Below are 23386 nucleotides of genomic sequence, written 5' to 3'. Positions count from 1 at the left end.
CTTCGGCGGCCATCGGCAAGGGCACCGGTGACGAACTGACGCAAGATCACTTTTCGGTCGTGGCTTGTTACTTGCGTTCGAACAAGAATCGGGACGAGGAGCTCCGCACTGCCTCTATAGTGATCGCCGATCAACGGGCGCGAAGGACGTCGGCCTTCCCAGCGACGCGAGGACTGATGACCACGACCACCGCACAACACGCCCGTTCCGGCCACCCGTCGAGCGGGACGAGGTGATGGCGGGCGGCGATTTCCGGCCCGTCTACCACCCCGCCGGCCAGGACAACGACCTGCGGGTCGCCGTCCAGGACCTGCGCACCGGCCGCTGGCTGTCGATGGCGCACCTCCTGGACCGCACCGACGGCTGGGCCCTGTGGACCCAGCGCACCCAGGTCCTCGCGGCGGTCGCCGCCGGATCCGACGTGGTCCAGGCGTGGCGGACCGAGGAACCCCGCAGCGTCGCCGCGTCCGTGATGCACACACGTGTAACCGTCGAACGGGCCGTCCGCGCCCACCGCGCCCGCCACCCCCGCACCCACGAGCTGTGGCAGGAGGCCTGGGAGGCCTGCCGCGAGGCCGCCGACATCAGCCCCGCCGACCCCGTGCCCTGGGTCTGCCTGCTGGCCCTCGCCCTCCTCGACGAACACCGCCAGATGGACGAGCACCGGCTCCCGCCGCCCGGCCTGATGCTGCCCCCCGGCCCCTGGGGCATCCTCGCCCAGGCCGACCAGCGGGACCCGCACAACCGCGAGGCCTACCACCGGATGCTCCAGTTCGTGTACGCGGACAACCCCGGTCCGCTGTCCGGCGCCACCAACTTCGTCCACTGGGCGATCGGTTCGGCCCCGCCCGGCTCCGCCGTCCACGTCCTGCCGCTCTACGTGCGCGTCGAGCGCTACCGCCGCGAACGCGGCCAGGAGCGGGCGCTCGACCTGCACTGGGTCGCCGAGGACGCCGTCCGGGACGCCGACCACGCCCTGGCCGCCTGGTTCCGGTACGTCGACCCGCGCCTCGCCTCCCCACTCGACCTGAACCACCTCGCCCACGCCCTCGGCGGGGCCCACCGGTTCGAGGAGGCGGCCCGGGTCTTCGACGCGATGGGCCCGTACTGGACCACCCTGCCGTGGGCCTACCGGACCCGCGACCCGGCCGACCAGGCACTGGCCGAGGAGGTGTTCCTGCGCTCCAGGTCCCGCAGCCTGGCCGGCCGCGCCTGACCCCCGCACCGCGCGCCGGCGGGGCGGTCCCCCCTGCTCCGTCGCGCGCACGCTCCATCCCCCGCTCGGACCCCCGCTCCACCCACCCCCTTCGGAGGTACCCCCGTGTCCCGAACCAGCCCCGCGGCCCGCCCCGACGGCAAGAGCCCACCCCGCCAGGACGAGGAGGAACGGCTCAGAGAACTGGGCTACCAGCCCGTCCTCGCCCGCCGCATGGGCGGCTTCGGCAACTTCGCCATCAGCTTCTCCGTCATATCCGTCCTCTCCGGCTGCATGACCCTGTACGGCTTCGGCATGGGCACCGGCGGCCCGGCCGTGATGCTGTGGGGCTGGGTCGGCGTAGGCCTCTTCGTCCTGTGCGTGGGCCTCGCCCTGGCCGAGGTGACCAGCGCCTACCCCACCTCCGGAGCCCTCTACTACATGGCCGACCGGCTCGGCGGACGCCGCTGGGGCTGGTACACGGGCTGGCTGAACCTGCTCGGCCTGCTCGGCGCCATCGCCGGCATCGACTACGGGGCCGCCCTGTTCACCGGCGCCTTCCTGAACCTCCGGTTCGGCTTCGTGCCCACCCCCGGCTCCACGTTCCTGATCTTCCTGTGCATCCTGCTGCTGCACGCCGCGCTCAACCTCTTCGGCGTCCGCCTCGTCAGCGTGCTCAACTCCATCAGCGTCTGGTGGCACCTGGGCGGCGTCGCCCTGATCGTCGGCGCCCTGGCCTTCGTCCCCGACCACCACCAGTCGGCCTCGTTCGTCTTCACCGAGTTCGTCAACGACACCGGCTGGGCCAACCCGTTCTACGTCGCCGCCGTCGGCCTGCTGCTCGCCCAATACACCTTCTCCGGCTACGACGCCTCCGCGCACCTCTCGGAGGAGACCTCGAACGCCTCCGTCACCGCCGCCAAGGGCATCGTCCGGGCCATCTGGGCCTCCTGGATCGCCGGCTTCGCCCTCCTCGCCGGCCTCACGTTCGCCATCCAGGACTACGCGGGCGTCCAGAACAGCGCCACCGGCGTCCCGCCCGCGCAGATCTTCCTCGACGCCCTCGGCTCGGGCGGCGCCTCCGCGCTGCTGCTCGTCGTCATCGTCGCCCAGCTCTTCTGCGGCAACGCCGAGGTGGCCGCAGCGAGCCGGATGGTGTTCGCGTTCAGCCGCGACAACGCGCTCCCCGGCTCCGCCCTGTGGCGCAAGGTCAGCGGACGGACCCAGACGCCCGTCCCGGCCGTATGGCTCTCGGTGATCGTCGCGGGCGTCCTCGCGCTGCCGTCGCTCTACTCCGCCACCGCCTACGGCGCCGTGACCGCCATCAACGTCATCGGCATCACACCCGCCTACGCCATCCCGATCTACCTGCGCCTGCGCGCCGGCAACCGCTTCACCCCCGGCCCCTGGAGCCTCGGCCGCTGGAGCAAGCCCATCGGCTGGATCGCCGTCGTCTGGGTGGCCGTCGTCACCGTCCTGTTCTGCCTGCCGCAGAAGTCCCCGGTGACCATCGACTCGATGAACTACGCGGTGATCGCCCTGGCGGTGGTCCTCGTGCTCGCCAGCGTCTGGTGGTACGTCGCCCGCCGCTCCTACGGGACACCGTCCGCGTACGGAAACGTTCGCGAGCAGGCGGAGATCGCCGAGGGAATCGTCTGACGCGCCCGTTGACGCGCCCGTTGACGCCCCTGGGCCGGCCGACGGCGACGACCGTCGGCCACGCCCTACGGCAGGGGCGGCAGGGCCGGCTCGTACAGCCAGGCCGCGAACAGGTCGTCCAGCGGCTCGGTCGCGTAGCGCGACACGTGGCCGGTGAAGCCGGCGGTGGTCACCACCCCGTTGCGGTGGACGGTGGTCCACTCGCGCAGCATCCGGAAGAACGCCTCGTCCCCCAGCGCCCGGCGCACCGCGTGCACGGCGAGACCGCCGCGCTGGTACAGCCGGTCGTCGAACATCAGCTTGCGACCCGGGTCGGCCAACGTGAGGTTCTGCGGCAGCGAGGCCAGCATCCGGTGCGCGCCGGTCGCCAGCTCGTGCGCGGTGCGCCCGCCGGAGCGCTCCGACCAGAGCCACTCGGCGTACTTCGCGAAGCCCTCGTTGAGCCAGATGTGCCGCCAGTCGGCGATGGTCACGCTGTTGCCGAACCACTGGTGCGCCAGTTCGTGGGCGATGAGGCGCTCCGAACCGCGTGCGCCGTCCACGTGGTTGGTGCCGAACGTGGACAGACCCTGGGCCTCCACCGGGACGTCGAGTTCCTCGTCGGCGACGACCACCGCGTACTCGCCGAACGGGTAGGGGCCGAACACCTCCTCGAACAGCCGCATCATCGCGGGCTGGCGGGCGAAGTCCCGGGAGAACCGCGCCAGCAGGTGGGCCGGCACGTGGCCGCTCTGCGGCACACCACCGAGCCCCGGATCGCCGAGCAGCACCGTCTGGTACACGCCGATGGACAGCCCGACCAGGTAACTGGAGGTGGGCGCGGGCTGCTCGTACACCCACGTGGTCGTACTGGCCCTGGTCGTCCGGGTGAGCAGCCGGCCGCCCGCCACCACCGAGTAGGCGGACGGCGTGTTGATCGAGATGTGGTACGAGGCCTTGTCGGCCGGCCGGTCGTTGCACGGGTACCAGGACGGCGCGCCGATCGGCTGGCTGGCCACCAGCGCCCCGTCCGACAGCTCCTCCCAGCCGATGCCGCCCCAGGGGCTGCGGACCGGCTGGGGGTTGCCCGCCCAGTGCACCTCCACCGTGAACGCGGCGTGCGCCGGCAGCGGCTTGGCGGGCCGGACGCGCAGCTTGCCGCCCCGGTGGGTGTACTGCGGGGCCCGGCCGTTCACGGTGACCCGGCCTATTCTGAACGCGGCCAGGTTCAGGTGGAACTCGCCGAGCGGCGCCTTGCCGGCGATCGCGCTGATGCGGGCGGTACCGGCCAGGCGGTTGGGGCCGGGCCGGTACTCCAGAGCGAGTTCGTAGCGGTGCACGCGGTAACGGGAGTCGCCGTTGTCCGGGAAGTACGGGTCCGATGCCGCTGCTCTGTGGCCGTTCACTACCGCTTCCGCTCCCTGCGCTGTGCCCGGACCCTGTCAGGTCCGCCATGCCTCGATCGGGTTGCCCAGCCACCGGGTGTCGGCCGGGACGGATTCCCCGGCCATGACGAGAGACGCCGGCCCCAGTGTGCTGCGGGCCCCGACCGTGCTCCCGGGCAGGACGATGCCGCCCGGACCCAGCGTGGCGCCCTCGCGGAGGACCACAGTATCCGTCCTCAAGATCCGGTCGTGGAAGAGGTGAGTCTGCAACACGCAGCCCCGGTTCACGCTCACCGCGTCGCCCAGTTCCACCAGGTCCGTCTCCGGCAACCAGTAGCTCTCGCACCACACGCCCCGGCCGATCCGGGCCCCCAGGCCGCGCAGATACAGGTTCAGCAGCGGCGTACCGGGCACCGAACCGGCCAGCCACGGCACGGCCAGGACCTCGACGAAGGTGTCGGCCAGCTCGTTGCGCCACACGAAGCCGCTCCACAGCGGGTGTTCGCCCGTCCGGTGGCGGCCCACCAGCAGCCACTTCGCCACCACCGAGACCGCGCCGGCGGCCAGGCCGGCGCCGAGCAGGACCGCCCCGGACAGCAGCGCGGCGCCCCGGAGACCCGGGCCGCCGCTCGACGTGGCCAGTGCGCAGAGCGCCGCCACGGTCAGTACGGCGAGCGCCGCCGAGCAGAACACCGGGACGAGCCGGCACAGCTCCACCAGGCCGCGCGCCCACAGAAGCCGCGCCGGCGGATCGTAGGTCCGGCTCCGGTCGGATACCTCGGCCGACCGGGGCAGCTTCACCGGCGGCAGGCCCAGGTACGAGCTGCCCTTCTTGGCCTTCTTCGGGGTCGCCGACAGGACGCCGACCAGCCCGTCGTCCGGCACCGTGCGGCCGGGCGCGGTCATGCCGGAGTTGCCGAGGAACGCCCGGCGGCCGATCTCGGAGTGTCCGATGGTCATCCAGCCGCCGCCCAGCTCGTAGGGGGCGGTCAGCGTGTCGTCGGCGAGGAACGCGCCCTCGCCCACGGTGGTGAGACTGGGCAGCGCGAGCACGGTGGACACCTCCGCGCCCCGGCCGATCTTCATGCCGAGCAGCCGCAGCCACACCGGAGTGATCAGCCCGGCGTACAGAGGGAACAGCGTCTCCCGCGACAGGTCCATCAGCTGGGTGACCGTCCAGGCCTGCCAGCCCACCCGACTGTGCGTCGGATGGGTGCCGGTCCGCAGGCCCAGGCTGAGCAGGCGTACGGAGACCAGCAGCAGCACCGCGTACGTGAACCCGTACGCGAGCGCCCCCGGCACCACGGCGAGCAGGGCCCCGCGCAGCGCCTCCACCAGGCCGGCGTCGGCAGGCACGAACCGGCTCACCACCAGCAGGGCGGGCAGGGCGGCGAGCACGGGCAGCGCCGTGAGGGCGAACCCGGCGGCGCCGTAGGCGGCCCGCCAGGGCAGCCCGCGCGGTGGGCGTTCCTTGGGCCAGTTGTGCTTGGCCCGGCCGAGCTTGCCGGCCGGCGCACCGGCCCAGCGCTGCCCCGTCGGGATCTGCCCGACCACGGCGGAGCCCGGGGCCACCTCGGCCCGCTTCCCGACCCGCGCACCCGGGAAGAGGATGCTGCGGGTGCCGACCACGGCGCCCGCGCCGACCTTGATCGGGCCGATCACGAGCCGGTCCCCGTCCAGCCAGTGCCCGCACAGGTCCACCTCGGACTCCACGGCGCAGCCGCGGCCGAGTTTGAGCATGCCCGTCACCGGCGGCAGCGAATGCAGGTCCACCTCGGGGCCGACCTTGGCGCCGAGCGCCCGCGCGTACCGCTCCAGCCAGGAACCGGTCAGCGAGGTCGCGCCGACGTACTCGGCCAGCCGCTCGGCCGTCCACAGCCGCAGGTGCACGCTGCCGCCGCGCGGGTGGCGTCCGGCCCTCACCCCGCGCAGCAGCAGGCGCGCGCCGCCGGCCGCGATGGCGAGCCGGCCCGGCGGGGTGAAGAGCAGCACCGCGCCGGCGGCGACGAGCCACCACGAGGCGGTCGGCGCCCACGCGTACGCCCCGAACCGGTGCAGGACGTTGCCCAGCGCCAGCAGGGCCACCGTCCAGCGCAGGCCGACCAGGGTGAAGAGGGGCAGCAGCAGGAGCGACTGCATCGCCTTGGCGCGCAGCGGAACGGGCGCGACGACCCGGGCCGCGTCGTCGTCCTGTACGGACTTCTCCAGCCGCCGGGCCAGCTTGCGCAGGGTCGGCTGCTGGTAGATGTCGAGGACGGCCGCCCGCGGGTAGCGGGTGCGCAGGCGGGTGGTGAGCTGGGCGGCGGCCAGGCTGTTGCCGCCGATCGCGAAGAAGTCGTCGGCGGCGCCGCTCACGGTCACCCCGAGGGTCTCGCTCCACTGCTCGGCGAGCCAGGCCTCCGTGCCGTACAGCTGCTCGGCGGGACCGGTGGTCTCCAGTTCGGGCAGCGGCCACGGCAGCGCGTCGCGGTCCACCTTGCCGGAGGTGCGGGTCGGCAGCTCGGCCACCGGCGCGAGCAGCGGCACCAGGGCCGCGGGCAGCTCGGCGCGCAGCCGCTCGACGGCCGCCGCGTGGTCCCAGCCCTCCTGGGTCACCAGGTAGCCGACGAGGAGCTGGTTGCCGCCGCGCGCCGTGCGGACGGCCGCGGCCGCGCCGGCGACGCCGGGCAGCGCCTGGAGCGCGGCGTCGACCTCGCCCAGCTCGATCCGGCGGCCGCCGAGCTTGATCTGCTCGTCGCCGCGCCCGAGGAAGATCAGCCCCTCGGGTTCGGCGCGGACGAGGTCGCCGCTGCGGTAGGCGCGCTCCCAGCCGAGGGATTCCAGCGGGGCGTACTTCTCGGCGTCCTTCTCCGGGTCGAGGTAGCGGGCCAGGCCGACGCCGCCGATCACGAGCTGGCCGCTGCCGCCCATCGGCACCGGCTCGCCGGACTCGTCGACCACGGCCAGTTCCCAGCCGTTCAGCGGGAGGCCGATCCGGATCGGCTCCGCGCCGGTCAGCAGCGAGGCGCAGGTGACCACGGTGGCCTCGGTGGGCCCGTACGTGTTCCAGACCTCGCGGCCCTCGGTGACCAGGCGCTGGGTCAGCTCGGGCGGGCAGGCCTCGCCGCCGAAGATCAGCAGCCGGACCTCGTTGAGGGTCTCCGGCTCCCACAGGGCGGCCAAGGTCGGCACCGTGGAGACCACGGTGATCTCCTGCTCCACCAGCCAGGGGCCGAGGTCGGCGCCGCTGCGCACCTGGGAGCGGGGGACGGGGACCAGGCAGGCGCCGTAGCGCCAGGCCAGCCACATCTCCTCGCAGGAGGCGTCGAAGGCGACGGAGAGCCCCGCCATGACCCGGTCGCCCGGACCGATCGGCTCCTCGGTGAGGAACAGCGCGGCCTCGGCGTCCACGAACGCGGCGGCGCTGCGGTGGGTCACGGCGACGCCCTTGGGCTTGCCGGTGGAACCGGACGTGAAGATGATCCACGCGTCGTGCTCGGGGCCGGGCCGCGCGGCGGCCACGGGAGCGTCCGGCAGGGCGGTGACGTCGATCCGCTGCCCGCCGCCCAGCACCGCCCGCACGCCGGCCTCGCCGAAGACCAGCTCGGCCCGCTCGTCGGGGTCCTCGGCGTCCACGGGGACGTAGGCGGCGCCGGCCGCGAGGACGGCGAGGATGGCCACGTAGAGCTCGTTCGTACCGGACGGCACGCGTACGCCGACCCGGTCGCCCCGTCCCACCCCGGCGGCGGCCAGCGCGCGCCTGCGGCGTTCGACCTCGGCGGCGAGCGCCCGGTAGGTCAGTCGGGTGGCGCCGTCGTCCAGGGCGGGCTCGTCGGGGTACGCCCGTACGGAGGCCTCGAAGACGTCGACGAGGGTGCGCGTCGGGGCGGCGGGACCGGCGGAGAACCGGGCGGACTTGCCCGGCTCGCCGTACGGGTCGCCGTGCGGGTCGCCGCCGTACAACAGGGTCACTTCGCCGTGCTCTGGTGTGGCTGCCATCGGCCCTCGCGTATCGGTCCCGGTCGGGTCCGGGTCGCCGGAGGAGCCCGGGTCTGCCCGGGTTGTTCCGGTCCGGCACGAAACAACCCGTCAGCTTAGTACGCCGTCGAGAATTTTCGTGTTGAAGCCCTCCACTGTGGCGCAGAAGACCCGCCGGCGCTCGACGCCCCCTGACCGCCCTCGCCCCCGCCGTGGGGCCCGACACGGGCGTCGTCCCGCATGGCCCCGCCCGCCGTGATCCAGACCGGCGAACTCGACGGTCGCGCCTCCGCCCGCGTGGACGCCGTACGGGCCGCCCTGACCGGAGCGGGCATGGACTCGCCGATCACCGACGTCTTCATCTCCACCCTGGTCGCGCTGACCTGCCTGATGCGGCACGGCCCTGGACGTACGCGGCGCCGGCCCGATCCCCCTAGGGGCTGTCCGGTTAGCGTGTCTCCTCAACCGGGGTCGGGCTCGGGGTCGTGGCGGAGGCGGGTGGCGTGGTCGGTCGGTGGCGGGAGACGGCGACGCCGGCCAGGCAGAGCGCACCGCCCAGCAGCGTCAGCCACGCCGGGACCTCACCCAGCAGGGCCCAGCTCAGCAGGACCACGATGGCCGGGACGGCGTACGTGGTGGCGCCCAGCTTCCCGGCGGGCATCCGCGCCAGGGCGTAGGTCCACGTGGTGAACGCGAGGGCGGTCGGGACCACGCCGAGGTAGACCATGTTCAGCGTCGCGGACAGCGGCGCCCGGGGCACCTCCGCCACCAACTGCCCCGCGAAGGGAAGGCAGACGACGGCCCCGGTCAGGCAGCTGTACGCGGTGATCTGGAGCGGCGAACCGAAGGAGAGCGCGGGCTTCTGGGCGATCACGCCGGTCGCGTACGCCACCGCCGCGAGCAGGCAGAGCACGACCCCGAGGACCGACGTCGAGCCATTCGAAGACGCGTCCGAGGGGGCCGCCGAGGACATCGACAGGCCGACGACCACGGCCCCCGCGAAGGAGACGCCCATGCCCGCCAGCAGCCTCGGCGGCAAGGCCTCGCCGAGCAGGCGCGCGGCGAGCAGGGCCATCAGGATCGGGCCGATGTTGACCAGCAGCGAGGCGGTGCCGGCGTCCACCAGGCGCTCACCCCAGTTCAACATCACCGTGTAGCCGAAGAACCACACCACGCCCGACACCACGATCCCGCGCCACGCACCCCGGGGCGGCAGCCCCTCGCGGCGTATCAGCAGCAGGGCGACGAGCACCAGCGAGGCGGTCAACAGTCGGCCGAGGGCCAGGGCGCCGGGGGAGTAGACCTCGCCCGCGCTCCGGATGGACACGAAGGCGGACGCCCAGGCGAGCACCGTGAAGGACACGGCGCCGAGGGTCAGGACGGGGGGTGACAACAGGCGCAGGCGGGGTTTCATGCGTTCCAGGCTAACGAGACAACATTTCGGCGTCCACCGAAATATCGGCTACTCGCTCGGTTCCGCCTCAGCTCCAGGCCTGCGGGGTGATCCCGAGCAGCTCCGCGAACGCCCGCTCCCCGGCCTCCGTTACGAGCAACCCCCGCCCGCCCTCCGGCGGACGGGTCACCCAGCCCGCGTCCAGGGCCCGCGCGCACCACCGGGCCCCGGCCAGTCCGCCCAGGTGGCGGCGCCGCTCCGTCCAGTCCAGGCACGAGCTCACCAGCGGCCGGCGCCCCTCCTGCCCGAGCCCCACACCCGCCCGCCCGCACCACTCCCGCCCCGCCTCGGTCAGCTCGAACGCCCCGTCGGTACGCAGCAACCCACCGCGCTCCAGGGCATCGGTGACCGCCATCCCCAGCCGCCCCGCGAAGTGGTCGTAACAGGTCCGGGCGCGCGCCAGCGGATCGGGCGCGGACACCACCGGCACCGCGTGCGCCGCGTCCCGGTCGGGGACCGCGTAGGAGGCGAGCTCGTCGATCAGGCGGGCCGTGGCGGCGTCGGCGATCCGTACGTACCGGTGCCGGCCCTGCCGCTCGGTCACGCAGATCCCCGCGTCCAGCAGCCGGGCCAGGTGGCCGGTGACGGTGGACGGGGCGACCGCGGTGATCCGGGCCAGCTCACCGGGGGTCCAGGCCCGCCCTTCGAGGAGGGCCATGCAGATCGCGGCCCGGGTCTCGTCGGCCAGCGCCCCGGCGAGGGCCGCCAGCCGCGCGGCGGGGTCGGACGCGGGGGAGGCGCCGGCTCCGCCGGAGGAACCGGCGGAGCCGGCCGGACCCCCGGCGGGCAGGTGGTTCAGCGGGTCATTCATACGTCCAGGGTGCCTCAACACTTCGGCACACGACGAATGGTCGACCGGGATCAGGCCTTCGGGAACCGGTCCCGGTGGTTCGCCAGCCACGTCGCGAAGTCCTGGAGGCGCGGATCGAGGCCGCGGACCGCGTCGACGTCCCGGGCGGTCACGAACCGGTGCTCGCAGTCCGCGTAGAACTGGAACATGTTGCCCGCCTCGTCCGCGCCCGGGAAGCCCAGCGCCCGGAAAGCGTCCGGGGTCAGCGGCCGGTAGCGCACCTCCCGCCCCAAGGCGTCCGTCATCGCCGCCGCCATGTCCGCGACCGGAAGGTGCTCGCCCGCGATGCTGATCGTCGCGCCGATGAAATCCGTGCCGCCCTTGAAGAGCGCGTAGGCCGTCCGCCCGATGTCGTCGACCCCGATGCCCGACAGCCGCTTGTCACCCATCGGAAAGACGATCTCCAGCGCTCCGTCCTCCGCGCGCTGCGGCGCGAACGCCCCGTACAGGTTCTCCCAGAAGAACGTCGTCCGCAGGTACGTCGTCGGCACGCCGTCGTCGCGGAAGAACTGGTCCGCCTCCGCCTTGGCGTCGAAGTGCGGCACCTTGTACGTGCCCTGCAGGGTCGGCATCCGGTCGTCGTCGAGCGGGATGCACTCCCGGGTGTCCTCCAACGTCGACCACACCGCGTGCTGCACCCCGACGTGCCCGGCCGCCCGCGCGAGCGCCGCCGCCTGCGCCTGCTCGTGGGCGGCGTCCATGTCCTCCCAGAAGTTGGTCACGAGGTACGCCCCGTACGTGCCCTCCAACGCCGCGACCAGGCTCTCCTCGTCGTCCAGGTCGGCACGGACCACCTGCGCCCCGAGCCGTTCCAGTTCCCGGGCGGCGTCCGAATCCGGCCGGCGCGTCACGGCCCGCACCACGAACTCGCTGTCGCGGTCCTCCAGGATCGCCCGCGCCAGCGAGCCGCCCTGCTGTCCCGTCGCGCCGAAGACGGTGATGGTCCGCTTTCCGTTCATGACCCCACGCTCCCGATCCACACGGTCCCGATCCACACTCCCCCCAGCCCGCCTCCGCGCACCCCGCGCGCGACGCCGGGTGCGAACCTACGGCGAGCGGCGGCGCCCGGCGGCGGATACACGCCGGGGACGCGCGCCCGGCCACGACCGATCGGCCCACGTGGCCCCGTACGGAGCAGCCCGCCGTGCCCGCCGGCCCGCGCGGCGCGGCTTCGCCCTTGGCGTCTTCGGCATGGGCATGGGCGGCGTCGCCCTCTCTTCACCCTCGTCTCCCAGGTCACCGCGCAGCCGCAGGTGGGAAGCGTGACCGGGATCGTCGGCGCGGTCGACCTGGCCCTCGCCGGGTGCGTCCACGCCTCCGGGCGCATGCGCACGGCGGGCCGCGATCGCTGATCGGGGCCCGCCGGCGGGTGGGGTCCGCGGGCTATCCGAGCGCCGCGCGGAAGGCGGCCATGCAAGGGTCGCAGTACCGCTCGACCCCCGTGTCGGGGTCCTGGGCCGTCTGGGAGGCGTGGCGGCCGCACAGGGTGACGCCTTCGGGATCCTTGGCGAGGACGTGCCACAGGATCGTGCCGGGGTCCGCGTCGGGTTCGGCGTACATCGTGTACACGGGCATGACCTCCTTCTCGATGGCGGGGCGGGGCACTGGAGCACCCGAGTCCATGAGAGGGCAGATCCGCCGGAGGGGCCAACGGACGTAGGCCAGTCGGGGGGAAATCCCGGTGGGGGCGTTTGGACCGGGGGCGTGTGGACCGTGAAGGACTACACCTCCGGCACGCCGAGGGTGTCGTGGGCCTTGCGGGCCGTGATGCGGGCGACGTCGGCGGGGGTGGGGCGCCGCTTCGGATCCTTCTCGTCGATCGCGTCGCTCCGCCGATCGCGCTCGTCGCCGCCGGGGGAGCGGCTGTCGTCCGGGGTCGCCGGGCGTGCGGGGCCGTCGTCGGCGCGGCGCCGGGTCTCGTTGCCGGTCATGGCTCCTCCTCTGGTGCGCCGCGGGGGCGCGCGCTCTGGTGTCCAGCCCTTTCGGCACCGCGGCACGTCCCGCGTCTGTCCGTTCGCGGCGGGCTCAAACGCGGCCCCGCAGGCGTGGCGGAGGGGCATTGGGCCGCGCCCGCTGGGTAGGCGCACCGGTGATCCCGGAGGGCGGTGCCCGGGTCGATCGGTCCGCCCTGCCGGGCCACGTCCCGACCGGAGGAGGTCGTCATGCCGCGAGGCTCCAGCCCCAAGCGCGAACGCCAGTACGAACACATCAAGGAGAGCGCCGAGGAACGCGGCGAGAGCCCCGAGCGGGCCAAGGAGATCGCCGCGCGGACGGTCAACAAGGAACGGGCCCGTGCCGGTGAGTCGAAGACCGCGAGCCGGACCTCCCTCGACGACATCTCCTCCTCCCGGCGCGGCGGCCTCCGCTCCCACAGCGGGGCGCGGGGGCCGACGTACGACCAGCTGTACGAGGAGGCCAAGCGCCGGAACCTGCACGGTCGTTCGACGATGCACAAGGACGAGCTCAAGCGAGAGCTGGGCTACTGAACGGCGGCCATCCGGTCGTAGGGCATGATCGAGGGATGTCTGAACGCATCATCGCCGCCTGTGACGGAGCGGCCAAGGGCAATCCCGGCCCCGCCGCGTGGGCGTGGGTCATCGCCGACGCCACCGGGACCCCCCAGCGCTGGGAGGCGGGGCCGCTGGGTCGCGCCACCAACAACGTCGGGGAACTCACCGCCCTCCAGAAGGTGCTGGAGGCCGTGGCCGTCGGCAGCGCCATGGAGGTGCGGATGGACTCGCAGTACGCGATGAAGGCCGTCACGCAGTGGCTCCCCGCGTGGAAGCGCAACGGGTTCAAGACGGCGGCGGGCAAGCCGGTGGCCAACCGCGAGCTGGTCGAGGAGATCGACCGGCTGCTGTCCGAGCGGGACGTGACCTTCGTCTACGTTCCCGCGCACCGCGAGGACGGCGACCACCTGAACGCCATCGCCGACCAGGCCGCCAGCGACGCCGCCGTCAGCCAGCAGGCCGCCGGCACGGCCCTGGGCGACGCGGAGATGCCGGTACCGGCCCCCGCGCGAGCGACCCCGGCCCGCACCGCGAGCTCGCGCACCACGACCTCGCGCGCCGGCTCCGCCGCGCCGAAGAAGAAGGCGACGGCCACGGCCACGCGGACCATCAAGGCGAAGTACCCCGGACGCTGCGCGTGCGGGCAGCCCTACGCCGCCGGGGAGTCGATCGCGAACAACGGCAAGAGCTGGGGCCACCCGGCCTGCGCCGGCGCCGCGACCCCGTAAACCACCGGCCCAGGGACGCCGCCCCGACCCGGGCCGAGGCGTTGTCGACAGGACGTCGCCCCCGCCGCCAGACTGGGCGCGGAGGTGCACACATGACGGACATGAAGGGCGCCGAGCAGCCCGACGGACCGCAGCCCGACGGACCGCATCCCGACCAGCGGCGTCCCGACGGGATGCGGCCCGCGCTCCAGGAGACGTACGGGCCGGCCGACCTCAGCGCGGCCACGGCCTTCGCGGGCGGCTTCATCAACTTCGGCTACTGGCAGCCCGCGGACCTGAAACGGCCCCTCACGGTCGCCGACCGCGTCCGCAGCCAACAGGACCTGTACCGGCGCGTCCTGGACACCGTCGGACCGGGACCGGTCGAGGGCGGCGAACTGCTGGAGGTCGGCTGCGGTCTCGCCGTCGGCTGCGCGCTCGCCCTGCGGGAGTACGGACCGGCCCGGGTGACGGGCATGGACATCCACCCGCGGCAGCTCGACCGCGCCCGCCGCACCACCACCGGGCCGCAGGCCCCGCCGCAACCGGAGCGACTGCGGCTCGTGCTCGGCGCGGCGGAGCGGATGCCCTTCGAGGACGGCGCGTTCGACGGCGTGTACAGCGTGGAGGCCGCCCAGCACTTCGACGACCTCGCCGCCTTCGCCGAGCAGACAGCGCGCGTCCTGCGCCCCGGCGGCCGGGCCGTCGTGACCAGCTTCTTCGCCCCGGACCCCGCCGCCGCGCCCCGGCTGGCCACGCTGCTGGACTCCTTCGCCACCGGCCTGGACATCGCCCGTCCGCCCGCCGAACTGACCGCCGCCTTCGCCGGGGCCGGCCTGACCGACGTCCGCTGCGAGTCCATCGGCGCCTCGGTCTGGCCCGGCTGGGACCACTGGCTGTCCGCCCACTGGAAGCCGGGCACCTGGCCGCGCAACTTCCTGCGCGCGTGGGAGGAGGGCATCCTCGACTACTACCTGATCACCGCCAACCGGCCGGCCCTGCCCGCAGGTGAGCGAGCGAGGTGAGTGAGGGCCCGCCCGGCTACCACTTCCTGCCGAGGGCTTCGAGCGGATCCGGGGTGTCGTCACGCGTGACGTGGCCCGCCGTGCGGATGACGTCGGCGATCCACGACTCGGCCCGCACCGTGCCGCCGAGCTGCGCGGAAAGGACCGTGGCGAGCTCTTGACGCCGGTCGTCACGGTCGAAGACGGCGAGGACGAGCTTGGTCAGCGGGGCGAAGTCGCCGCGCTGGGCGGCGTGTATGGCGTCGGCCATGGGTTCGCGTACGTGGTCCATTCCGGCCTCGGCCTTCAGCGCCTGCCAGAAATCCCGGTCGCGGCGACCGGGAAGTTCGTTGACGAGGGCGGCCAGGTGATGCTCGTGCGGGTTCACGCGGCGCTCCTTCGGATCGGCGTCGGGCCAGTATCGGCGCCCGAACCGGCGGAGGGCGCGATTCCGGGGGAACCGGGCGGAGGACTCCACGCGTTCAGGCGCGCGGAACCCCATCCGCCCCGCCCGACACCTCGCCCTCCACCGGGTCCGATACCGGGTCCGGCCCCCCGTGCCCGGACGGGCGGGCCATGCCCGTCGGCGTGTCGGAGTCGGTCAGGGCCGCCGTCAGCGCGCCGTGATCGGCGGCCGTCAGCTCGGCGTAGTCGAGGGCGAACGCGGCCACCGCCCGGTCGAAGCCGTCCCCCGCGCCCAGGTACCCGGCGATCTCGAACCGGTCGCCCGTACGGGCGTGGGCGCGCGCCAGGGTCCGCCCGCACAGCCGCGCGTACCCCTCCAGCATCCGCGGGTCCATGTCGGACACCTCCGCCGAGCCCTTCATGTCGCGCAACTGGCGCCAGTAGAAGTGCCGTCCCTCCGGCCCGGTCGCCCAGCCGAGGAAGATGTCGCTCGCCGCCTGGAGCAGCCGCTGCCCCGTCACCACCCGCTGACCGGCGTGCCCGTGCCGTGAGGCACCCGCCCAGGGCTCCCACACCGACGCGCCGGCCTGCTTGACCTGGAGGAACAACGGGTCCTCGGCGTCCTTGCCCGTCAGCAGCACCACGTAGCAGCGCGTGCCGACACTGCCGATTCCCACCACCTTGCGCGCCGCGTCCACCACCCGGAACCGGTCCAGCAGCGTCCGCCGGTCCTCCGGGAGCGAATCGCGGTAGTCCGCGAAGACCCGCTGGACCGTCTCCCGGTCGGGGAACCGCGCCGGCTCCAGCAGCGGCGGATCGCCGCGTATCCGCAGCGATCCGTCCACCACCTCCGTCAGCTCCTGCAACGCCTCCAGGCTCGTGCGCCGCCGGGCCCGCTCCAGCTGCGTGGCGATCCGCTGCCGGTGGCGCCGCCGCACCAGCGGCAACACCTCCGCGCTGTCCACCCGCTCGTACCAGACGGCGAGCTCACCGAGCCCGGCCAGCCGCCGCATCGTGCGCCGGTACGCCGCCGCCGCGGCCTCCGCCGACCGCCGGGCGGGCCCGTCCCCGTGCCCGTTCTCCCGCGCGGCGACCGCCACGCTCGCCGCCAGCCGCTTGACGTCCCACTCGAAGGGGCCGGGCAGCGTCTGGTCGAAGTCGTTCAGGTCGAACAACAGCGCCCGCTCCGGCGAGGCGTACAGCCCGAAGTTCAGCAGGTGCGCGTCCCCGCACAACTGCACCCGCAGCCCCGTGTCCGGCAGCGCGCCCAGATCCGCGGCCATCACCGCGGCCGCGCCCCGCAGGAACGCGAAGGGACCCGCGCCCATCCGCGCGTACCGGATCGGGAGCAGCTCCGGCAGCCGGTCCGCGGCCTCCGCGGCCAGCAGGGCCACCGGATCGGGGCGCTCCTCCAGGGCGGGCGTCACCGCGTGCGCCGACCGCGGCAGCCGCTTGCGCAGCTCCCGGCCGCGACGGGCCCGCTCCTGGGGTGAGCCGGACGGGGCCATGCCCCAGTCATACCACCGGCCCCACGCCCGCGCCGTCCGGGCCCCTGACCACGAGGTCGGCGCGGGCCCGGCCCGGGGCCACCAGGGCGGCGTTCGCCTCGTCGGAACGGGACACCCACGCGGCGGCGTGCGCGGGCTCCTTCCCGTACCGGACGTGACGCTCGACGAGCCGACCGACGCGCAGGGCGTCGTCCGGGGCCAGGAACCACACCTCGTCCAGCAGCGGCCGAACCCCCTCCCAGCCCCCTTCGCCGTGCAACAGGTAGTTCCCCTCCGTGATCACGAGCGCGACCTCCGCCGCCACGTGCACGCTGCCCGCGACCGGCTCCTCCAGCTCCCGGTCGAAGGCCGGGGCGTACACCGGGCCCGGCTCCGCCGCCCGCAGCCGCCGCAGCAGCGCCACGTACCCGGCCACGTCGAACGTGTCCGGGGCGCCCTTGCGGTCCGCACGCCCCAGCCGCGCCAGCTCCCGCCCGGCCAGGTGGAAACCGTCCATCGGCACCACCACCGCCCGCCGCGGCCCCAGCGCCCGCGCGAGCCGCCCGGCCAGCGTGGACTTCCCGGCGCCGGGCGCCCCGGCGATCCCGAGGATCCGACGCCCCCCGGCGCCGGCCAGCGCGCCGGCACGACGTTCCAGCTCGGCGAATCGCATCGCGTGGTCCTCCGCATTGTCGGTGCGGCGATCCTACGCGCGACACGACCCCGGGCCGCCGCCCGCGCCGTGGCCGGACTGACCACCCTCCCGCACGGCTCCTAGCAGAACAGCGCCCCCTCCGTCCCCGTAAGGCCGGATATCGCCGTACCCGGGCCCGGCCGGTGGGACGATGGGCCCCGTGGTCGAGTCATCAGGGGGTGCCATGAGCGTTGACGTACGCCGGCGGCTGGCCGAGCTCGGGCTGCGGCTACCGGAGGTGAGCCCGCCCAAGGGGGCCTACGTACCCGCCGTGCTCAGCGGCGGCTTCGTCTTCGTCGCGGGTCAGATCCCGATGACCGACGGGGAGTTGACCCAGACGGGCCGGGTGGGCGCCGAGGTCGCGCCCGCACGGGCCAAGGAGCTGAGCCGGCAGTGCGCGCTGGCGGCGCTGGCGGCCGTGGACTCGGTGGCCCCGCTGGAGACGGTGGTGCGCGTGGTGAAGGTGGTCGGCTACGTCGCCTCCGCGCCCGACTTCACCCAGCAGGCCGGGGTGGTCGACGGGGCCAGCGAGTTGCTCGTGGACGTCTTCGGGGAGGCCGGCCGGCACGCGCGCAGCGCCGTCGGCGTCGGGATACTGCCGCTCAACACGCCCGTGGAAGTCGAGATCGTCGTCCAGGTCTCGCAGACCCGCCGGCCGTCCCCGGTCGTCAGCTGATCGGGACCGCGGTCCCGGTGACCTCGATCCCGGAGTTCCGGCCCGCCGGCACGCCCACCGTGATCAGGCTCGGCCGCCCCATGTCCACGCCCTGGTGGATGCGCAGCACCGCCGGGGTGTCGACGATGCCCAGGGCGCGCAGGTAGCCGCCGAAGGCGGCGGCCGCGGCGCCGGTGGCCGGGTCCTCCACCGTTCCGCCGGGCGGGAAGGGGTTGCGGGCGTGGAAGACGTGCTCCGACTCGCGCCGGACCAGGGCGATCGTGGTCCAGTCCCGCCGTGCCATCAGGTCACCGAGGGCGGTCATGTCGTAGTCGAGGTCCGCGAGCCGCTCGCGGCTCGCGGCGGCGATCACCGGGTGCCACGCCCCCGCGTACGCCACCCGGGGCGGCAGGGCCGGGTCGAGGTCGGCGGGGGACCAGCGCAGTGCGGCGAGGAGTTCGGCCAGGTCGGCGTCGGCCAGGGGCTCCGTACGGGGCTCCACGCTCACCAGGGTGGCGACGACCGTGCCGTCCGGGCCGGCGGAGGTGGTCACGGGGACCCGTCCGGCCTTCGTGTGCAGCAGCAGGTCGCCCACGCCGTGGCGCTGGGCGTGGGCGACCGCGGTGGCGATGGTGGCGTGGCCGCAGAAGGGCACCTCGTTCTGCGGACTGAAGTACCGGATGTCGAGCGCGCCGTCCTGACGGGGGACGACGAAGGCCGTCTCCGAGTAGCCGACTTCCGCCGCGGTGGCGGCCATCGTCGCCTCGTCGAGGCCGGTGGCGTCCAGCACCACCCCGGCCGGGTTCCCGCCCTGGGGATCGGTGCTGAAGGCCACGTAACGCAACAGGTCCATCACCCGAACCTAGCCGCTCCGCCGCCGAGGCGTCAAAGGCGCACAGGTGACGGAAGTTGACCGCTTCGGCCGCGGAATCGGGCGGTCTCGACCGTTCGATCGGCCCGGTCAGGCCCAGGTGAGGAACTGGCCCGACGTGCCGAGCCCCACCGCGAAGCCCAGGGCGATTCTGCGGCCCCCGTGACTGGGGCGGACCGCGTGGAAGTAGCGCGGATCGATCAGCAGGGCCTCGCCGACCCGCGGTGTCAGCTCGAAGGATTCGGCGCCGCGGACCACCGCCTCGTCGTAGCCGTAGGAGGCCGGCAGCCGGTACGCCTCGTCCTCGGGTTGCCAGCGGTGCCGCCACAGGACGGTCTCGCCGCCCGACGGGGGCACGCTGAGGTAGAGGTTGAAGGCGAACTGGCCGACCAGGGGAACGTCCAGCAGGTCCCCCGTGTACTCGCGCAGGGCATCGTCGAAGTGGACCTGGAAGCCCTGGTTCGGCTCGCGGGCCACGCCGTCGCCCAGCTCCCGACCGCCCCGGCGGCCGACCGCCACCCCCGGTGGCCAGTGCGCGGCGAGGGCTTCCCGCGAGAAGCGGAAGGGGTCGAAGGACAGGCCCAGCCCCTCCCAGGCCTCGCGGTGTCCTTCCAGCGCCTTCCAGTAGCCGTCGGCGACCTCGCCGGCCGCCATGTGGTCGCTGACGCCCACCCCGAACCGCATCACCGGCGGATCGACGCGGGCCTTTCCGTAGGAGTCGAACTCCCGTTCCCGCAGCGCCCCGAGCACCTCGCGGCACCGCTCCCTGGACAGGAATCCGGGCACCCGGACGGCCGCGCACCGGCCTGCGGCGAGGTCGGCGAGGACCTCGTGCGTGAAGGCCGGCGCGGTCACGGCGTGGAAGAACGGGTCGTGTGGCGGGGCCGGTAAAGCCCCCTTGGGAGATTGCTCTGACGTCATGCGATCGCCCCCCTGGTCATGGAGAACAGAGAACAGAACGGAACACGACAACGGAACAGAACAACGAACGAAACCGAACGGATCGGAACGACACGCGGGGCGGCCGGCGGCCGGCGACCTCGGCCGGCGGTCTGCGGCTACGCGGGATGCGCCGCGGCGTCGGTGGTGCGGAACGCCGTCTTCGCGTCCAGTTCGAGCGCCTGGCGGCCGGCCTCCAGCGCCTCCATCGCGATACGTCTGCCGACTTCCGCCTGCGCCTCCTCCAGAGCACTGCCCGGAGCTCCCCATTCGAGGGTCTGGTCGTCGTTCGTATCGGTGGGGAGAGCTGACATCGGCGGACCTCCGCGCGCGTTCGGTGTGGGATGCGTCACACAGGGTGATGCACCGTCAGGGTACGCGCAAGTCCGCCGCGGCCGGGAGGGTTCCGCCCAACTGCCCCCGAGTACGGCGGGTTTCAGGGCATCTCCCGCAGCGTCTTCGCCAGCAGGGCCCTGGCCTGCACGGACAGCGGGTGCTCGGAGGCGACCACCCGGTCGAGGTCGCGTACGAGCGCCCGCAGCTCGTTCACCGCTTCGGGCGTACGCCCCCGGATCCCGAGGAGCACGAGGACGAACGTGTAGCGGAAGCGCATCACGAGGTTGGAGTCCGGCGGCTGGGAGGCGTCCCGCAGCGCGTCCCGGATGACCCGCTCCGCCTCCTCCGCCCGGTTCTGGCGCAGCAGGGCGTGCGTCAGGGTCTCGCGCACGCGCAGGATCTCGGGGGTGGAGGGCGGCCAGTGGTTGCCGCGGCTGATGTCCAGGATCTGCCGGGCCTCCTCCATGGCCTCGTCGTGCCGCCCGAGGGCGAGCATCGTCCGGGCCAGGGTGTGACGTACGACGAGGGTGTCGTAGTGCTCGGGGCCGCGCACCTTGTTCTCCGCCTCCACGATCGAGCGCAGCATCGCCTCGGCCTCGGCCTCCCGTCCGGCCTGTTCGTTGATGGCGCGGGCCAGCTTGTGCCGGCTGGCGAGGGTGTCGGCGTCGATCTCCCCGAAGAGGGCGGTGCGGGCGCGCACCACCCGCTGGAGCACCTCTTCGGCCCGGGCCAGTTGTTCCCGGTCGAGGTGGATGCGGCCCTGCTCGTGGCGCAGGCCGAGGATCTCGCGGTCGTCGGCGTCGAAGCCGAAGGAGGAGCAGCGCTGGACGAGGGGGAGGACGAGGTCGTACGCGGGCCCGAGCAGGCCGGTGGCGATCAGGTAGCGGGCGGTCAGCCGGGCCAGTTCCAGGGCCTCGGTGCGTACGGTGCGGTCCGCCGGCCGGAAGTCGCCGAGCAGGCACGCCCGGGAGACCTCCAGGGCGTGCGGGGCGAGCGCGGCCCACAGCGGCCAGTTCGCGGGGTGGTCGGGGTTGTGGAGGTGGAGGGCGTTCAGGACCAGCCGCACGGCGAGCCCGTAGTAGTCGGCGGGCCGCTCGCGTACCCGCCGGTCCTCGCGCAGCACACCGTGGACGACGGGGTGCAGGGTCAGGACCTGGGCCAGGTCGCGTTCCGCGAAGCCCTCGCGCTCGTAGGCGTCGACCAGCCCGAACTCCTCCAGGCCCGCGAGCACCGCGGTGGTGCGGGCGGGGGTGGCGCCGGGGAACAGCGGGGACCGGGCGAGGGCGGGGCCGGCGAGGAGCCGGCGGTAGGGGATGGGGGAGATGCTCAGGCAGGCCAGGACCTTCAGCAGGGGCGCCGCCTGGGCCAGCTCGCGCTTGGCGAGCAGGTCCAGGGCGATACCGCAGACCTGCTCCACTATCTCGCGGCCCAGCAGTTCGCTGAGGTCCGGTCGGGCCTGGCCGCCGCCTTCGACCCGGCCGCCGCCTTCGGTCCGGCCGCCGGTTTCCGTCCGATCGTCGGCCGGATCGGCGGCGTCGGGGGCCGCGGCGGTGTCGACGCGGGCGGCGAAGGTGCGGCGGAAGGTCTCGAAGTCCCGGATGGCGATGCCGCCCTCCAGGGAGATCTGGCGCTCGCCGACCGCCTTGATGACGTCGGCGGCGTGCCGCAGGGCGAGCGGCAGGCCGCCCAACTGCCGTGACAGCCTGCGGGCTTCCTCGTTGGTGCCGCCGATGCCTCCGGTCCGCTCCAGCAGCATGGCGGCGCCGTCGTCCTCGTGCAGGGGCAGGACCTGGTGGACGTCGATCCAGTCGCCCCAGGCCTGCGGACGGCGGACCCGGCTGGTGACCAGGACCGTGCCGCCGGGGTTGCGCGGCTTGCGCAGCCAGCCGGTGCCGTCGGAGACCTGGCCGTCGCGGGGGCCGAGGCGCCCGGGGTCGTCGGCGTTGTCGAAGATCAGCAGCCAGGGGTCCGGGCAGGCGTTGAGCAGTTCCCAGAGCAGGTCCATCGCGGTGCCCAGCAGCCAGGCCCGGTCGACCGTGATCGAGGGGGCGCCGAGGTCGCGGGCCATCATCCGCATGCGCAGGCTCAGTTCGGGCATCGACACCCACCAGACGCGGTGTCCGGCGCGCTGGGCGCGGTCGGCGACCTCCAGGGCCAGCCGGCTTTTCCCCGACCCGCCCAGGCCGGCGAGGACGTGCACCTGCTGTCCGGCCCGCCCGGCCTCCCCGGACAGCAGGGAGGCGACCAGGTCCTGCCGGTCCTGTCCCTTGAACTGGCCCTCCTCCATCCGCCCGTACGGCGGGGGCGGGAAGGGTGCCAGGTCGGGGTCGCCGGCGCCGGGCGGCGGCAGGGAGGGGCGGCCGGAGAGCCGGGCGGGGGTGCGCGGGGCCGACGGTTCGAGGGGCTCCAGGGCGCGCGTTTCGCGATCCTCCGGCGGGAGCGTGCCGTCGGCCACCTCCAGCAGGGCTCCGCGAACGGCCATGTAGGAGGGGGCGGTTCGGTCCTTGGGCTGCACGATGGAGAAGTGGTCGGCGGTGACCACTCCGCCCTTGGGGAACACCCCGCGTGCCACGACCGGCGGCACGATGTCGTCGGCGGAGCCCCCGTAGGCCCGTACGGGGATGGGGCATTCCTGGTCGGTGAACGCGCGCCCGTGCACCACGGCGCTCAGTACCGTGCGCTGAGCTTCCGTCACGGCCCGGTCGAAGGGCCGCAGTTGTTGCTCCTGCGGGTTGCGCCACAGGGTGGTGACGGCCTTGCGGACGGTGAGGAAGAAGCCGGAGCCGGTGTTGGGGCAGGCGAACATCGTGAAGTGCTTGATCCGGGCGAGTTCGGCGCCCTCGCCGTTCCACAGCTTGCGGGCCAGGAAGCGCTGCACGATCAGGCCGCCCTGGCTGTGGGTGACCAGCACGATCCGCTCCGCGTCACCGACCCGGGTCTCCAGGAAGGTGCCCAGTTGGTCGGCGATGTCGTCGGTCTCGGCGACCCGTCGGTCGGGCCGCAGCCGCGCGAACGGGGAGTCGTACTCGAAGGGATGGACGCTGACCCAGTCGGCCAGTTCCGGGTCGGTGGTGATCAGCGACTCAAAGGCCTTCCACACCTTCGCCGAGGAGAACAGGCCGTGCACCAGCACGAGGTGGACGCGCGTCCGTACCGCCATCGCGAACCTCCGCAGCCAGAAAGCGTGTTGAAGCAGAAGGATTTCGGTCACAGGTGAAGCAGCAGCCGGCTCAATGATGCATGAGCCGCGACGGCGGCGGCCAGAACGGGACAACCCCGGATGCTCCCGGATATCCCCCG

Annotated in this window: 19 protein-coding genes and 1 pseudogene; 6 read left to right on the top strand and 14 right to left on the bottom strand. The window is 73.7% G+C overall.

Translation table 11 applies throughout. The features are described from left to right. Nucleotides 1–235 precede the first annotated feature (235 nt). Nucleotides 236–1216 carry a hypothetical protein gene (locus M4D82_RS02890; RefSeq protein ID WP_249764501.1) on the top strand — a complete coding sequence of 327 codons (981 nt, stop codon included), beginning with the start codon at nucleotides 236–238 and terminating at the stop codon, nucleotides 1214–1216. A 213-nt stretch (nucleotides 1217–1429) separates the two neighbouring features. After that, nucleotides 1430–2854, top strand: a complete 1425-nt coding sequence (locus M4D82_RS02885; protein WP_502989045.1) for an amino acid permease — start codon at nucleotides 1430–1432, stop codon at nucleotides 2852–2854. A gap of 65 nt (nucleotides 2855–2919) precedes the next feature. On the opposite strand, the gene M4D82_RS02880 is transcribed toward M4D82_RS02885, so the two are convergent. The 7 genes from M4D82_RS02880 to M4D82_RS02845 form a co-directional block, all read right to left on the bottom strand. Then, nucleotides 2920–4239, bottom strand: coding sequence for a M1 family metallopeptidase (locus M4D82_RS02880; protein ID WP_249764499.1), 1320 nt, complete (start codon nucleotides 4237–4239; stop codon nucleotides 2920–2922). Between the two features lie 36 nt (nucleotides 4240–4275). Beyond that, nucleotides 4276–8196 carry a Pls/PosA family non-ribosomal peptide synthetase gene (locus M4D82_RS02875; RefSeq protein ID WP_249764498.1) on the bottom strand — a complete coding sequence of 1307 codons (3921 nt, stop codon included), beginning with the start codon at nucleotides 8194–8196 and terminating at the stop codon, nucleotides 4276–4278. Between the two features lie 427 nt (nucleotides 8197–8623). Next, nucleotides 8624–9589: a DMT family transporter gene (locus M4D82_RS02870; RefSeq protein WP_249764497.1), complete on the bottom strand. Its 966-nt coding sequence runs from the start codon at nucleotides 9587–9589 to the stop codon at nucleotides 8624–8626. 67 nt (nucleotides 9590–9656) lie between these two features. Beyond that, nucleotides 9657–10439, bottom strand: coding sequence for an ArsR/SmtB family transcription factor (locus M4D82_RS02865; protein WP_249764496.1), 783 nt, complete (start codon nucleotides 10437–10439; stop codon nucleotides 9657–9659). Between the two features lie 50 nt (nucleotides 10440–10489). After that, nucleotides 10490–11437, bottom strand: coding sequence for an NmrA/HSCARG family protein (locus M4D82_RS02860; RefSeq protein WP_249764495.1), 948 nt, complete (start codon nucleotides 11435–11437; stop codon nucleotides 10490–10492). Between the two features lie 424 nt (nucleotides 11438–11861). Further along, nucleotides 11862–12053: a hypothetical protein gene (locus M4D82_RS02850; RefSeq protein WP_249764494.1), complete on the bottom strand. Its 192-nt coding sequence runs from the start codon at nucleotides 12051–12053 to the stop codon at nucleotides 11862–11864. Nucleotides 12054–12199: 146 nt separating this feature from the next. Further along, the gene (locus tag M4D82_RS02845; RefSeq protein ID WP_249764493.1) at nucleotides 12200–12409 is read right to left on the bottom strand and encodes a hypothetical protein; all 210 of its coding nucleotides are present in this window, start codon (nucleotides 12407–12409) and stop codon (nucleotides 12200–12202) included. 231 nt (nucleotides 12410–12640) lie between these two features. Here M4D82_RS02845 and M4D82_RS02840 point away from each other — a divergent pair, with 231 nt between their 5' ends. The 3 genes from M4D82_RS02840 to M4D82_RS02830 all read left to right on the top strand — a co-directional run bounded on the left by M4D82_RS02840 (nucleotide 12641) and on the right by M4D82_RS02830 (nucleotide 14720). After that, nucleotides 12641–12964: a plasmid stabilization protein gene (locus M4D82_RS02840; RefSeq protein WP_249764492.1), complete on the top strand. Its 324-nt coding sequence runs from the start codon at nucleotides 12641–12643 to the stop codon at nucleotides 12962–12964. Nucleotides 12965–12999: 35 nt separating this feature from the next. Beyond that, complete coding sequence (locus M4D82_RS02835; RefSeq protein ID WP_249764491.1) at nucleotides 13000–13716, top strand: ribonuclease H family protein; 717 nt, start codon at nucleotides 13000–13002, stop codon at nucleotides 13714–13716. Between the two features lie 92 nt (nucleotides 13717–13808). Then, on the top strand, nucleotides 13809–14720 hold the full coding sequence (locus M4D82_RS02830) for a class I SAM-dependent methyltransferase (RefSeq protein WP_349637037.1): 912 nt from the start codon (nucleotides 13809–13811) through the stop codon (nucleotides 14718–14720). A gap of 16 nt (nucleotides 14721–14736) precedes the next feature. On the opposite strand, the gene M4D82_RS02825 is transcribed toward M4D82_RS02830, so the two are convergent. The 3 genes and pseudogenes from M4D82_RS02825 to M4D82_RS02815 all read right to left on the bottom strand — a co-directional run. Then, the gene (locus M4D82_RS02825) at nucleotides 14737–15087 is read right to left on the bottom strand and encodes a hypothetical protein (protein ID WP_249764490.1); all 351 of its coding nucleotides are present in this window, start codon (nucleotides 15085–15087) and stop codon (nucleotides 14737–14739) included. Nucleotides 15088–15181: 94 nt separating this feature from the next. Next, entirely contained in the window at nucleotides 15182–16612 is a 1431-nt protein-coding gene (locus tag M4D82_RS02820; RefSeq protein ID WP_249764489.1) for a DUF2252 domain-containing protein, read from the bottom strand. A 7-nt stretch (nucleotides 16613–16619) separates the two neighbouring features. Then, nucleotides 16620–17267: pseudogene (locus M4D82_RS02815) on the bottom strand (nucleoside/nucleotide kinase family protein); the annotation flags it as partial. A 202-nt stretch (nucleotides 17268–17469) separates the two neighbouring features. Here M4D82_RS02815 and M4D82_RS02810 point away from each other — a divergent pair. Further along, complete coding sequence (locus tag M4D82_RS02810; protein ID WP_249764487.1) at nucleotides 17470–17961, top strand: RidA family protein; 492 nt, start codon at nucleotides 17470–17472, stop codon at nucleotides 17959–17961. On the opposite strand, the gene M4D82_RS02805 is transcribed toward M4D82_RS02810, so the two are convergent. The 4 genes from M4D82_RS02805 to M4D82_RS02790 form a co-directional block, all read right to left on the bottom strand. Beyond that, on the bottom strand, nucleotides 17954–18793 hold the full coding sequence (locus M4D82_RS02805) for a PhzF family phenazine biosynthesis protein (protein ID WP_249764486.1): 840 nt from the start codon (nucleotides 18791–18793) through the stop codon (nucleotides 17954–17956). The two genes, M4D82_RS02810 and M4D82_RS02805, sit on opposite strands and share 8 nt — an antisense overlap. A 108-nt stretch (nucleotides 18794–18901) precedes the next feature. Further along, entirely contained in the window at nucleotides 18902–19666 is a 765-nt protein-coding gene (locus M4D82_RS02800) for a 2OG-Fe(II)-dependent halogenase WelO5 family protein (RefSeq protein WP_249764485.1), read from the bottom strand. Between the two features lie 203 nt (nucleotides 19667–19869). Further along, nucleotides 19870–20064: a valine--tRNA ligase gene (locus M4D82_RS02795; RefSeq protein ID WP_249764484.1), complete on the bottom strand. Its 195-nt coding sequence runs from the start codon at nucleotides 20062–20064 to the stop codon at nucleotides 19870–19872. A gap of 122 nt (nucleotides 20065–20186) precedes the next feature. Continuing rightward, the gene (locus tag M4D82_RS02790; protein WP_249764483.1) at nucleotides 20187–23246 is read right to left on the bottom strand and encodes an alpha/beta hydrolase; all 3060 of its coding nucleotides are present in this window, start codon (nucleotides 23244–23246) and stop codon (nucleotides 20187–20189) included. Between the last annotated feature and the right edge of the window lie 140 nt (nucleotides 23247–23386).

The sequence above is a fragment of the Streptomyces sp. RerS4 genome, from assembly GCF_023515955.1.
GTDB lineage: Bacteria > Actinomycetota > Actinomycetes > Streptomycetales > Streptomycetaceae > Streptomyces.
This window is presented reverse-complemented; position numbering and strand designations above follow the sequence as displayed.

Excerpts from the sequence above, each read along its gene's own strand:
- M4D82_RS02890 (WP_249764501.1), top strand. The coding sequence starts at position 236 with ATGGCGGGCGGCGATTTCCGGCCCGTCTACCACCCCGCCGGCCAGGAC.
- M4D82_RS02885 (WP_502989045.1), top strand. The coding sequence starts at position 1,430 with ATGGGCGGCTTCGGCAACTTCGCCATCAGCTTCTCCGTCATATCCGTC.
- M4D82_RS02875 (WP_249764498.1), bottom strand. The coding sequence starts at position 8,196 with ATGGCAGCCACACCAGAGCACGGCGAAGTGACCCTGTTGTACGGCGGC.
- M4D82_RS02870 (WP_249764497.1), bottom strand. The coding sequence starts at position 9,589 with ATGAAACCCCGCCTGCGCCTGTTGTCACCCCCCGTCCTGACCCTCGGC.
- M4D82_RS02865 (WP_249764496.1), bottom strand. The coding sequence starts at position 10,439 with ATGAATGACCCGCTGAACCACCTGCCCGCCGGGGGTCCGGCCGGCTCC.
- M4D82_RS02860 (WP_249764495.1), bottom strand. The coding sequence starts at position 11,437 with ATGAACGGAAAGCGGACCATCACCGTCTTCGGCGCGACGGGACAGCAG.
- M4D82_RS02850 (WP_249764494.1), bottom strand. The coding sequence starts at position 12,053 with ATGCCCGTGTACACGATGTACGCCGAACCCGACGCGGACCCCGGCACG.
- M4D82_RS02845 (WP_249764493.1), bottom strand. The coding sequence starts at position 12,409 with ATGACCGGCAACGAGACCCGGCGCCGCGCCGACGACGGCCCCGCACGC.
- M4D82_RS02840 (WP_249764492.1), top strand. The coding sequence starts at position 12,641 with ATGCCGCGAGGCTCCAGCCCCAAGCGCGAACGCCAGTACGAACACATC.
- M4D82_RS02835 (WP_249764491.1), top strand. The coding sequence starts at position 13,000 with ATGTCTGAACGCATCATCGCCGCCTGTGACGGAGCGGCCAAGGGCAAT.
- M4D82_RS02830 (WP_349637037.1), top strand. The coding sequence starts at position 13,809 with ATGACGGACATGAAGGGCGCCGAGCAGCCCGACGGACCGCAGCCCGAC.
- M4D82_RS02820 (WP_249764489.1), bottom strand. The coding sequence starts at position 16,612 with ATGGCCCCGTCCGGCTCACCCCAGGAGCGGGCCCGTCGCGGCCGGGAG.
- M4D82_RS02810 (WP_249764487.1), top strand. The coding sequence starts at position 17,470 with ATGAGCGTTGACGTACGCCGGCGGCTGGCCGAGCTCGGGCTGCGGCTA.
- M4D82_RS02805 (WP_249764486.1), bottom strand. The coding sequence starts at position 18,793 with ATGGACCTGTTGCGTTACGTGGCCTTCAGCACCGATCCCCAGGGCGGG.
- M4D82_RS02795 (WP_249764484.1), bottom strand. The coding sequence starts at position 20,064 with ATGTCAGCTCTCCCCACCGATACGAACGACGACCAGACCCTCGAATGG.
- M4D82_RS02790 (WP_249764483.1), bottom strand. The coding sequence starts at position 23,246 with ATGGCGGTACGGACGCGCGTCCACCTCGTGCTGGTGCACGGCCTGTTC.